10 protein-coding genes and 1 pseudogene are annotated in these 11,523 nt (G+C 72.2%); 5 read left to right on the top strand and 6 right to left on the bottom strand.

Annotated elements, in window-relative coordinates; all coding sequences use genetic code 11:
- Positions 1-5: 5 nt before the first annotated feature.
- Positions 6-221, bottom strand: coding sequence for a heavy-metal-associated domain-containing protein (locus ACOBQB_RS02760; protein WP_423588475.1), 216 nt, complete (start codon positions 219-221; stop codon positions 6-8).
- Complete coding sequence (locus ACOBQB_RS02755; protein ID WP_423588473.1) at positions 218-676, bottom strand: nuclear transport factor 2 family protein; 459 nt, start codon at positions 674-676, stop codon at positions 218-220. The genes ACOBQB_RS02760 and ACOBQB_RS02755 overlap by 4 nt, the downstream gene beginning before the upstream one ends.
- Positions 677-838: 162 nt before the next feature.
- On the opposite strand from ACOBQB_RS02755, the pseudogene ACOBQB_RS02750 reads away from it, so the two are divergent.
- A pseudogene (locus ACOBQB_RS02750) lies at positions 839-1,171 on the top strand (SDR family NAD(P)-dependent oxidoreductase); the annotation flags it as partial.
- Between the two features lie 42 nt (positions 1,172-1,213).
- On the opposite strand, the gene ACOBQB_RS02745 reads toward ACOBQB_RS02750, so the two are convergent.
- On the bottom strand, positions 1,214-2,641 hold the full coding sequence (locus tag ACOBQB_RS02745) for a lipase maturation factor family protein (protein ID WP_423588471.1): 1,428 nt from the start codon (positions 2,639-2,641) through the stop codon (positions 1,214-1,216).
- A gap of 145 nt (positions 2,642-2,786) precedes the next feature.
- Between ACOBQB_RS02745 and ACOBQB_RS02740 the strand changes: the two genes are divergently transcribed.
- The 3 genes from ACOBQB_RS02740 to ACOBQB_RS02730 all read left to right on the top strand — a co-directional run bounded on the left by ACOBQB_RS02740 (position 2,787) and on the right by ACOBQB_RS02730 (position 7,092).
- Positions 2,787-3,950 carry a DUF6777 domain-containing protein gene (locus tag ACOBQB_RS02740; RefSeq protein ID WP_423588470.1) on the top strand — a complete coding sequence of 388 codons (1,164 nt, stop codon included), beginning with the start codon at positions 2,787-2,789 and terminating at the stop codon, positions 3,948-3,950.
- A 141-nt stretch (positions 3,951-4,091) separates the two neighbouring features.
- The gene (locus ACOBQB_RS02735; protein ID WP_423588468.1) at positions 4,092-6,206 is read left to right on the top strand and encodes a SpoIIE family protein phosphatase; all 2,115 of its coding nucleotides are present in this window, start codon (positions 4,092-4,094) and stop codon (positions 6,204-6,206) included.
- A 25-nt stretch (positions 6,207-6,231) separates the two neighbouring features.
- On the top strand, positions 6,232-7,092 hold the full coding sequence (locus ACOBQB_RS02730) for an Fpg/Nei family DNA glycosylase (protein ID WP_423588466.1): 861 nt from the start codon (positions 6,232-6,234) through the stop codon (positions 7,090-7,092).
- A gap of 26 nt (positions 7,093-7,118) precedes the next feature.
- Here the strand turns inward: ACOBQB_RS02730 and ACOBQB_RS02725 are convergent, their stop codons facing one another.
- Both ACOBQB_RS02725 and ACOBQB_RS02720 read right to left on the bottom strand, forming a co-directional pair.
- Entirely contained in the window at positions 7,119-7,772 is a 654-nt protein-coding gene (locus tag ACOBQB_RS02725) for a zf-HC2 domain-containing protein (RefSeq protein ID WP_423588465.1), read from the bottom strand.
- 113 nt (positions 7,773-7,885) lie between these two features.
- Entirely contained in the window at positions 7,886-8,398 is a 513-nt protein-coding gene (locus ACOBQB_RS02720) for a hypothetical protein (RefSeq protein WP_423588463.1), read from the bottom strand.
- A gap of 421 nt (positions 8,399-8,819) precedes the next feature.
- Between ACOBQB_RS02720 and ACOBQB_RS02715 the strand changes: the two genes are divergently transcribed.
- Positions 8,820-10,028 (top strand): CapA family protein, encoded by a 1,209-nt coding sequence (locus ACOBQB_RS02715; RefSeq protein ID WP_423588461.1) that lies wholly within the window; start codon positions 8,820-8,822, stop codon positions 10,026-10,028.
- 9 nt (positions 10,029-10,037) lie between these two features.
- On the opposite strand, the gene ACOBQB_RS02710 is transcribed toward ACOBQB_RS02715, so the two are convergent.
- Entirely contained in the window at positions 10,038-11,462 is a 1,425-nt protein-coding gene (locus ACOBQB_RS02710; protein ID WP_423590351.1) for an amino acid permease, read from the bottom strand.
- Positions 11,463-11,523 lie beyond the last annotated feature (61 nt).

The following is an 11,523-nucleotide window of genomic DNA, read 5'->3' as shown; positions in this document are numbered from 1 at the left end:
GTGGGCTACGGCTGGTCCGCCGCCAGTTCGTAGCCCGCCTCCTCGACCGCGGCCCGTACGTCCGCGAGGTCGAGGGCGCCTTCGCTGGTCACCGCGACCGTGCCGCGGTCGACGTCGACCGCCACGGAGGTGACGCCGGCGACCAGCCTCAGCTCATCGCTGACGAACCGCGCGCAGTGACCGCAGGCCATGCCGGTCACGGCGTACACGCGCTCGGTCATGCGGCCTCCTCCAGCGTGCGGGTGAGCATGTGCGACCGGCGCATGCGGCCGTCGGCGGCGAACCGGCCGAAGAAGTACACCTCGATGGCGAGCGACTTCTTGCGGGTCTCGACGTGCAACGTGTACCTGGCGGCGAGACGGTCGCCGTCGGCCTGCGCCTCGTGCACCTCCACCCGGTTGCCGGGCCGTGTCTTGCGCACGGGGCGGGTGTGCGCGATGAGCTTGGCCCGGTCCATGCGGTGCCCGTCGGCGGTCTGCACGATGTCCGGCGTGTGGAAACGGTCGAAGACGCGCTCCGGGTCCTCTGCCGCGTCGTCGCGCAGGAGCGCCTCGTGGAACGACGTGATGAAGTCGGCGATGAACTTCTTGGGGTCGTCGCCGAAGGGGGGCTTGGCGGAGGCGGAACTGTCGTCACTGCCGCTGCCGCTGCTGCCGCCGGTGTTCGCCGTGGTCATCGTGCTCCTGTCACTTCGCGCCCGGTTAACTCTTACGCGCTGTAAGATATGTGCGTCCGGGAAGTCTGCCAAGGTGTAAGGCTTTGCGGCGCCGGGCGTGTGCACGTCTCGCCGTGGGGCCGCCGATCCCGCCCGCCCGGCCAGGACGAGGGAGCAGCCCGCATGACCGACTTCGAGGGGCTCAAGGCGCTGGTCACCGGCGGCGCGTCCGGGATCGGCCGCGCCACAGCCGACCTGCTCGCCGCACGCGGCGCCGAGGTCGCCGTCCTCGACCTCGATCCCGGCGGCGTGGAGAAACCGCTGCGCGCGTACGCCGCCGACGTCCGCGACGACGCCTCGGTACGGGAGGCGGTCGCCTCGGCCGCCGCCGACCTCGGAGGCCTCGACGTGCTCGTCGACAACGCGGGCATCGGCGCCCGGGGGACCGTCGAGGACAACGACGACGCCCAGTGGCACACCGTCCTGGACGTGGCTGTTGACGTGGGGCCTCTCCGCGCATGAGCGCGGCGAAGTCTTCGGCGGGACGGCGCGCCGCGTCTACGGCCTCCGAGCGGGCGGGGCGAGCTTCGTCGGTGCCAGGAAATCGCGGACGTACGTACGCTCCCAGCAGGCGCCCGTCTCGCGCAGCTCGCGCCAGGTGGTGTAGCGGTAGCGGTACAGCCGGGCGCGGATGTGCGTCGGCGGGGAACCGGGCGGGAACGGCGAGTGGCGCAGCAGCCGCAGCGTGTCGCGGTCCTCGTCCAGGAGGCGCTCCACCAGCGGACCGAACCACGTGCGCGCGTACGCGGGGGAGAGCGCGGCGAACCACATCAGCCAGTCCAGCCGCAGGTGATAGGGCGCGAACTGGCGCGGCCAGCGCCGCACATCGCCGGGCTTGCCCTTGAACTCGTAGGCGAGCCACTCGGAGTCCTCGCGCGGCCGCGGATCCGCCGTACCCTCGATGACGATCTCCTGGCGGACCCGGCTGACGCTGCCGAACGCGCCGTACGCGTTGACGAGGTGCAGCGGGTCGAAGGAGCAGTTCATCACCTGCCGCCGGGACAACAGGTTCCGCACGGGGCGGTAGCTGAGCGCCAGGAGGCCCGAGGTGACGGCGATGACCAGCACCTCGTACCAGAGCGGGGCCGGTGCGTACCGCGTCGGAGTGTGCCAGGGGGAGAAGTCCACGGCGGACACCGCGAGCACGATGGTGATCCAGTTCAGCCAGGCGAAGTTGCCGGACAGGACCAGCCACAGCTGGGTCACGATCATCAGGCAGGCCGCGCCCGTCGCCACCGGCTGCGGGGCGAACAGCAGGAACGGCACGAAGAGTTGCGTGACGTGGTTGGCCGCGACCTCCACCCGGTGCAGGGGCTTCGGCAGATGGTGGAAGAACCAGCTCAGCGGGCCCGGCATCGGCTGCGTCTCGTGGTGGAAGTACAGGCAGGTGAGCTCGCGCCAGCACGCGTCGCCGCGCATCTTGATCAGCCCGGCGCCGAACTCCACGCGGAAGAGCACCCAGCGGAGCAGGAAGAGCACGAGGATCGGCGGCGCGACGTCGTCGTTGCCGAGGAAGACCGCGAGGAAGCCCACTTCCAGGAGCAGGGACTCCCAGCCGAAGCCGTACCAGGTCTGCCCGACGTTGACGATGGAGAGATAGAGCGCCCAAGGGAGCAGCCACAGCAGCATCGCGCCCCACAGCGGGAGCAGGCCGTCGGCGCCCGCGAGCAGCGCCACCGCGACCGCGCAGCCCGTCCACGCGCAGCACGCGAAGAACCGGTCCGAGTAGTGGAGCTGGAAGAGGCTCGGCGCCCGCCGGAACGGCACCCGCTCCACGTACCTCGGCACGGGCAGCATCCCGCGCTCGCCGATGAGCGCACGGAACTGGAGGGCGGCGCCCAGAAAGGCCACGAGATAGAGCGCGGCCAGGCCCCGCTGGAAGACCAGCCGGCTCGTGCCGTACGCGTCCGCGGTGAACCATTCCACGCCCCCATTGTGCCGCCGGGTGATCTTCTCGGCTTGCGAGGCGCCGCACGCCCCCGCAGACAATGACGGAAGCCCTCACCCGGCGAAGCAGGAAGAAGCGGGGCGAAGGAACCGGCAACCTCAATGACCCATGGCGGGAGTGCCCGTGCGCGCATCGACCAGGACCTACGCGACGACCTTCGCGATATCCGCGGCCCTCGCGGCGGCGGGCTGCTCCGGCGACGGCGGCAAAGACGCCGCGGACAGCGGGCGGGAACTGTTCATGCAGCCCGTCGCCGCGCAGGGCCCCGACCCGTTCACCGACTCCACCGCGAGGACCGCCGCGAGCCCGCCGCCCGTCACCCGTTCGCCGCAACCCCCGCCCACCGGTTCCGCCACCCCGCAGGGCACCCGCTCCGTCCCGGGCGGCACGCCGGGCCTGTACGGCGGCACACGCGCCGTCGGCAGCTGCGACGTCGACCGGCAGGTGCGTCTCCTCACCGCCGACCGGGCCAGGGCCCGGGCCTTCGCGCGGGTCTCCGGCATCGAACAAGCGGCGATCCCGGACTTCCTGCGGGGCCTGACCCCCGTCGTCCTGCGGGCCGACACGCGCGTGACCAACCACGGCTTCCGCGGTGGCTCCGCGACGGGCTACCAGTCCGTCCTCCAGGCGGGCACAGCCGTCCTGGTCGACGCGCGGGGACTGCCGCGGGTCCGCTGCGCGTGCGGGAACCCGCTGAAGCCGCCCGTCGCCCTCAAGGGCACGCCCCGCCACAACGGCCGCCCCTGGAGCGGTTACGAGCCGACGCGCGTGATCGTGGTGACGCCGGCGCCGCGGCCCGTCATCAACATCGTCATCGTGAACATCGTCGACAACACCTGGATCGAACGGAAGACCGGCGACGAGCACGGGGACCGGGACCGCGTGACCAAGCCGCCGGTGCCGCCCACCCCGACCCCGAAGCCGCCCCGGACCCCCACGCCCACCGACTCCGGCGAGACGCCCTCGGACGAGCCGTCCGAGCCCACGGAACCCGGCCAGGACCGCGACCGCAGCCAGGACCCCGATGAGGACCGGCCGGACGAGGACGTCGTCCCCGGCGACCCGGACACGGCCCCGACCGACTGCCCGAGCCCGCCCGGGCCCTCGGACACCCCGCAGGAAGCCCCCTCGGCGCTCCCGCCCGGCTGCCCGTCGCCTCCGTCGCCGCCGACCCCGCCCGACGGGCCCTCGGAGCAGGAGCCCGACACCGGAGGCCTCGTGCCGGACGACCCCGAGCTGTCCGAGAACCCCCTCTCCGACAGCGACCCGGGCACCTTCGACAGCTGACCGGGCGCGGACGCGAGCCACACGATCAGCGTCCCTGGGCCGGCCGAGCGCAGTCCCCGGCCGCCCGGCCGTACCCGCCCGGAGCCCCGCGCGCCGCTTCCCCCACGTGCGCGCACCCGGGGCTCCGCCTAGCGTGGCCCCATGGACGCGGGTACCGGTTGGCACCACCCGACGGGGCACTGCCGCTGTGCACAGCCGGCCGCGGAGCCGCTCGGCTGCTTCATGGAGCTGTACGGCGCCGCGCTGCGCATGGGCTGCTTCGACTGGGACCTCGACACGGGCCTCATGTGCATGGACGCCACCGCCCACGAGGTCTTCGACGTACGCCCCGACGAATACGACGGCCGCCCCGAGACCCTCGCCGCCCGCGTCCCGCCCGTGGAGGCGCACCGCCTGGACCAGATCGTCGCGCACGCCCTGAAGGACGGCAGCCAGACCTACGGCGCCTACTTCCGGGTGCGCTGCCGCGGCGGGGCGATGCGCTGGACCCACACCCACGGGTGCATCCTGCGCGACGCCACCGGCCGCCCCGGCCGCATCGTGGGCATCGTCAGGGACGCCACCCGCGAGCTCGGCGACACCCCGCCCGCGGCGCGGGAACCCGTCAACGAGGACGCAGAGCGGCGGCGCACCACCAGCATCGTCCAGGGCACCACGGCGGCGCTGGCCCACGCCCGCACGGTGGGCGACGTCATCGACGTACTGAAGGACACCCACGGCCTCGCCCACCTCGGGGCGTCGAACCTCGTCATGGGCCTGGTCGAGGCCGGGCGGATCCGGTTGGTCGCCGAGGGCCCCGCGGGCAGCTTCGTGCCGGGCACACGGGTGACCCGCATCGACGAGCCGTATCCGATGAGCGAGGTCGTGCGCACCCTCGCGCCGCGCTACATCGAGAGCGCCGAGGACTTCGCGCGGTCCTACCCGTTGCTGTGGCCGCACATCGCCGGTCTCGGCATCACCTCGGCCGCCTACCTGCCCCTGATCGCGCAGGCCCGGCCCATCGGCGCCCTCGGCCTGCTCTACCAGCACAAGAGCGGCTTCACCGTGGAGGAGCGCAACGTCCTGCTCGCGCTCGGCAGCAGCATCGCGCAGAGCCTCCAGCGCGCCATGTTCTACGAACAGGAGAAGGACCTCGCCCAAGGCCTCCAGCAGGCGATGCTGCCGCGCACCATCCCCGGGGTGCCGGGCGCGGAGATCGCCGTGCGGTACCGCTCGGCGGCGCTCGGCCGGGACATCGGCGGCGACTGGTACGACGTGATCCCGCTGCCCGGCAGCCGGGTCGGGGCCGTCATCGGCGACGTCCAGGGCCACGACACCCACGCGGCGGCCGTCATGGGCCAGCTCCGCATCGTGCTGCGCGCCTACGCCGCCGAAGGGCACATGCCCGCCACCGTCATGGCCCGCGCCTCCGGCTTCCTGCACGAACTCGACACCGACCGCTTCGCGACCTGCCTGTACGCGGAGGCCGACCTGACGACCGGCGTGGTGCAGTTCGTACGGGCCGGGCACATCGACCCGCTCCTCCAGCTCGCCGACGGCTCCTGCCGCAGGGTGCCCGTCGACGGCGGCCTGCCGCTCGGCCTGTCCGCCGAGTTCGGGCGGCTCGACTACCCCGTCACCACCCTCGAACTCGACCCCGGGCAGACCCTGTTGCTCTGCACCGACGGCCTCGTGGAAGTGCCGGGGGCCGATCTCGACGACGGCATGCAGGCCCTCGCCGAACTCGCCGCGGACGGCCCCCGCGACCTGTCCCAACTCGCCGACCGGCTCTGCGGCATCGTCGACGGCCGGGGCGGGGACGACGACGCCGCACTGCTCCTGCTGCGCCGCCGCATGCGCGACGCGCCCCGCTCGGGCGGCCGCCTCCAGCAGCACGTGGCGCCGAGCGACCCGGAGGCGCTCGCCGAGGCCCGGCACATGATCAGGGCCGCGGTGCGGGCCTGGGGCGCGGGCGAGCGGACCGACGAGATCGAACTGGTCGCCGACGAGCTGATCACCAACGCGCTGATGCACACCGACGGAGCCGCGGTAGTCACCCTGCGCGTCCTGACCGGCGCCGACCGGCGGCTGCGCGTCGACGTGGAGGACTCCTCCAGCGCCCTGCCGCGCCGCCGCGAGGCGGGCGAGGAAGGGGTGTCCGGCCGCGGCCTGCTCCTGGTGGACCTGCTCGCGGACGTGTGGGGAGTGGACGCGCGCGGCGGCGGCAAGTGCGTGTGGTGCGAGTTCATCGTCCCCGCGAGGAGCGACCGGGTGTGAGGAAGAGCGGGTGTGAGGGAGAGCCATGCCGGAACTGCCCGAAGTCGAGGCCCTGAAGGACTTTCTGACGGGTCGGCTGATCGGCCGCGAGATCGTCCGCGTACTGCCCGTCGCGATCAGCGTCCTCAAGACGTACGACCCTGCGCTCACCGCCCTCGAAGGCCGCGCGGTCACGTCCGTGGCACGGCACGGCAAGTTCCTGGACATCGACGCCGGCGGGCTGCACCTCGTCACGCACCTCGCCCGCGCCGGCTGGCTCCAGTGGAAGGACCGGCTCCCCGACGGCACCCCGCGCCCCGGCAAGGGCCCGCTCGCCCTGCGCGTCGCCCTGGACACGGGGGAGGGCTTCGACCTCACGGAGGCCGGCACGCAAAAGCGCCTCGCGGTGTACGTGGCCGAGGCGCCGCACGAGATCCCGGGCATCGCCCGCCTCGGGCCCGATCCGCTCGCCCCGGACTTCGACGAGGAGCGCTTGGCGCGGCTCCTGACGGGTGAACGACGTCAGATCAAGGGCGCGTTGCGCGACCAGAGCCTGATCGCCGGCATCGGCAACGCGTACAGCGACGAGATCCTGCACGCGGCCCGCATGTCCCCGTTCAAGCTGACGTCAAGTCTTACCGAACAGGAGGTACGCGGGCTGCACCAGGCACTGCGGACCACGCTGACCGAGGCGGTGGAGCGCTCGCACGGGGTGGCGGCGGGCCGTCTCAAGGCCGAGAAGAAGAGCGGGCTGCGCGTGCACGGCCGCACCGGCGAGCCGTGTCCCGTGTGCGGCGACACGATCAGGGAGGTGTCCTTCGCCGACTCCTCCCTCCAGTACTGCCCCACGTGCCAGACGGGCGGGAAACCGCTGGCGGACCGGAGGTTGTCGCGGTTGCTGAAGTGAGCGGCCCTGTATGACCGTACGCATCCCTATGGTCGTAGCGTCAGCAATCGTTCCCCGCCTGCCGTCCGTACTTCGTACCGGTCCGTCTGCCCCTGCCGCAGCGCCGCGGCGGCCGGGATCTCCACGGTCCGCGCCGCGCGGGTGCGCCAGGTGGTGACCGTGTGCTCCGCACCGTCCTCGCCGACGGCGACCAACTCGCACACCTCCGCCCCCGGTGCCGGGTCCCGGACCGCGAGCACGAGCTCCGTTCCCCAAGCGCGCTCACGGGCCGTCAGCGTGCCGCGGACCCCGCTGCGGTCGTCCCGCGCGCTGATCCGCTCCGGGCCACGCCCGCCACCGGCGGCCGTCATCAGCGCCACGGCGGGCGCGCCGAGGACGAGGACGGCGGCGAGGGCGAGCGCGCACCACCGCACCCCGCGCCGGGCCGAGCGCACCCGGCCGACCTCGCTCAGGGCCCGTTCCACGAGCTCCGCGCCGGGGGCCGCGCACGGCGCCACGGCGGCGGCGTGCGTCGCCCGGCCATAGGCTGCCAACTGCCGTGCAGGCGGCTCCAGTTCGTCGAGCGCGAGAACGCACGCGGGGCACCCCGCGAGGTGCTCCTCGAACCGGAACGTGTCCGCCTCGTCGAGCACGCCGAGCGCGTAGGCACCGGCGTCACGGTGCCGCTCCAGGGACCTCATGGCGTTCCTCACGGTGAGTGGTGCTGATTGCCCTCCGGTACGCAAGGGGCCACCGAATCACTCAGCCGCGCCACTCGGCCACGTCACTCACCCGCGTCAATCGGCCCGCGGCGTCAGAACAGGTGGATCGCGAGGTGCCCTAGGGGCAGCCCGAGCCGCCAGGCGGGCGTCCACACCTTCGGCCCGTCCTCCTCGCCGCCCGGCAGAGCTCCGCCGCCCGGCACCGCGTCCAGGTCCGGTGCGAGCAGTTCGGTCTCCTCCAGCCACCGCCAGGCCAGCTCGGCGAGCTCCAGGTCCGGCCCGGCCTGCCCCGCGGCCTCCTCCAGGAGCAGTTCCATCCGCTCACGCACCCATTCCTGCCACGCCTGGTCGTACTCCGTCAGGGAGAGCCAGGTCTCCAGCTGGGTGATCACCCGGATGCCGGAGAGCTCGCCCCGGCTGTCCGACAGGAAGATCGTCAGCGCGAGCGCGTCACGCCCCGCGCGGTACTCGAACGACGTGGGCGGCATCAGATCGCCCGTGCGCAACAGCTCGTCGGCGATGTACTCGGCGTACAACCACGCCATGGGCACGGCCAGTTCGCCGCCCCGGGGGCCTTCCGTGTTGCCTCTGCTCTCGTGCAGCATCCCGCTCCGCCTTCCTCCGGTCCGTGCGCGTCACCGGCCTCTGGCCCCCCAACTCCGGAACACGGATGAGGACAGCCGATTACTCAACGGGGGTGCCGAGCAAGGCGTTTTGCCGACCCTTGACCCGGTCGACGGTTTCCTCGCAGGTGAGCAGCCCCGTGTTGTTCGCGTCACAGGGCCTAAGGGTTTGACTCCCTTTCGGGGACTGCGGCGGCATTGCTGCATGATTCACCGGTAGCTCCGCACATTTATTCATATAAACAGACATCAACCCTTTCGCGGAGCCTCATCGATGACGCACCACGTACGGAACGCACAGCTCACAGGGGTCACAGACACCCCACGGCCCACCCCACGGCCCCGGCCGGGACCAGCAGTCCGGGCCGCACGACGACGGCCACGGCGACCGCGACGGCGACCGGTGACCACCGCGGTGACGGGCGCGGCGGCGGCCTTCCTCATCGCGGGCGTCTCGTCCTGCGCGGCGGGGCCGGACCCCCGGACCGCCGAGCCCGCCATCCCCCGGGGCACGGCGCACCGCACCGCCGCCTCCGACCCCGGCCCGGCCCACTCCCCGGCGAGCGGCGGCGCGGCCGAGCGGCGCGGCTTCACCCTCGTCGCCTCCGGGGACGTCCTCCCGCACTCCTCGGTCATCCGCCAGGCCGCCGCCGACGCGCAGGGCGATGGCTACGACTTCGAACCGATGCTCAAGGGCGCCCAGCGGGTCGTCTCCCGGGCCGACCTGGCGATCTGCCACATGGAGACGGTGTACGGCGCGCAGGGCGACTACAGCGGCTACCCCAGCTTCAAGTCCCCGCCGCAGATCGCCCGCGGCCTCAAGGCCACCGGGTACGACTCGTGCTCCACCGCCTCCAACCACTCCCTGGACGACGGCGCGGCAGGCGTGCGCCGCACCCTGGACGCGCTCGACAAGGCGGGCGTCAAGCACGCCGGAACGGCCCGCTCCGCCGCCGAGGACAAGAAACCGGCGTGGCTGCGGGCCGGCGGCGCCAAGGTCGCGCAGCTGGCGTACACGTACGGCACCAACGGCTACCCGATGCCGAAGGGCAAGCCCTGGTCGGTCGACCTGATCGACCGCGGCAAGATCGTCGCGGATGCCCGGGTGGCGCGCAAGGCGGGCGCGGACGTGGTCGTCGTCAGCCTGCACTGGGGCACGGAGTGGCAGACCGCCCCCGACGGGAAACAGCTGCGCCTCGGCAAGCAGCTCACGAAGTCCCGCACGGGCGGCCGCCCGGACATCGACCTGATCATCGGCACCCACGCCCACGTCCCCCAGGCGTACGAGAAGGTGAACGGCACCTGGATCATCTACGGCATGGGCGACCAGATCGCCGGCAGCATGATCAACCACGAGGGCGCCCATGACCCGCGCGGCAACCAGAACTCCATCGGCCGCTTCACCTTCGCGCGGCCGACCGAGCCGGGTGGGCGGTGGAAGGTGCGCAAGGCCGAGTTCCTCCCGATGTGGTTCGACACGGCCGCGGGCCGCGTCGTCGACCTCAACGCCGCGCTCGACCGCGGGGCGGACGTCCGCGACGTACGCGACCGGATCCGCCGCGTGGTGCTGAGCAGGGGAGCGGGCAAGGACGGCCTGGCGATGGGCGAGTGACCGCGAGGGCTACTCGCCGGTGTCCCGCTCCGCCTCGGCCAGCTCCGACTTGCGGTAGGAGTAGCCGAAGTACACGACGAGTCCGAGGCCGAACCACACGGCGAACCGCGCCCAGGTCTGCCACTGGAGGAACGTGATCAGCCAGAGGGAGAAGACGACGCCGAGCGCGGGCACGAACGGCATACCCGGGGTGCGGAAGGTGCGCGGCAGGTCGGGGCGCTTGTAGCGCAGCACGATCACCGCGACGCACACCACGACGAACGCCAGCAGGATGCCGATGTTGGTGAGTTCGGCCGCCTCGCCGATCGGCAGGAAACCGGCGATGGCGGCCGACGCGATGCCGACGATCCACGTCACACGGGTCGGCACGTGCCGCGTCTCGTGCGTCTTCGCGAACCACTTGGGCAGGAGGCCGTCCCGGCTCATCGAGAACCACACGCGCGTGCAGCCGAGCATGAACGTGAACATCACCGTGAGGATGCCGATGATCGCACCGACCGCGATGATGTCCGCGAGCCCGCCGAGCCCCACCGACTTGAAGGCCGTGGAGAACCCGCTCTCCGGGTCGACCTCCGTGTAGCTCTGCATCCCGGTCAGGACCAGGCAGGCGAGCACGTACAGCACCATCGAGATGGCGAGGGAGTACAGGATCGCCTTGGGCATGTGCCGCTGCGCGTCCTTGGACTCCTCCGCGGCCGTGCTCATGGCGTCGTACCCGAAGACGGCGAAGAACACCGTCGCGGCCCCGGTGAACGCGCCGCCGACCCCGTAGGGGAAGAAGGGGTTGTAGTTGCCGGTGTCGAGGTGGAAGAAGCCGACCGCGATCACCAGCAGCACCACGAGCACCTTCAGCACGACCACGACCATCTCGAAGCGCGCGGCGTTCTTGATGCCGAGAGTGAGCAGGTACGCGATGAGCAGGCAGAGCCCGGCGGCGAAGAGGTCGACCTTGTGGCCGCTGCCGGTGCCGGGCGCCCCCATCATCCACGCGGGCAGCTCGGCGCCCATCTCCTCGACGAGGAAGCCGAAGTAGCCGGAGATGCCGATCGCGACGACCGCGACGATCGCCGTGTACTCCAGGAGCAGGTCCCAGCCGATGAACCAGCCGGTCAGCTCGCCGAGCACCACATAGCCGTAGGTGTACGCGGAACCGGCCTTCGGGATCATGCCGGCGAACTCGGCGTACGAGAACGCGGCGGCCGCGCTCGCGACCCCCGCGATCAGGAAGGAGATCAGCACGGCGGGCCCCGCCGTGCCGTTGGCCACGGCTCCCGCGAGGCTGAAGATGCCGGCGCCGATGATGCCGCCGACGCCGATGGCGGTGAGCTGCCAGAGGCCGAGGGTGCGTGAGAGGCCCCCGCCCTCCTCCGTCTCCTCGATGTGCTCGATGGGCTTGCGGCGCAGCACGCCCTGCCCCATACGGAGTCCCGCCATGAGCTCCACCTCTTCGCGGACGGCGATCGGCTGATGGCGGATCATGATGGCCCAGCGGGCG

It is taken from the genome of Streptomyces sp. G5(2025) (assembly GCF_049542075.1).
Classification (GTDB): Bacteria; Actinomycetota; Actinomycetes; order Streptomycetales; family Streptomycetaceae; genus Streptomyces.
Note: the sequence above shows the minus strand (reverse complement) of the source record. Positions and strands in the feature narration are given on the sequence as shown.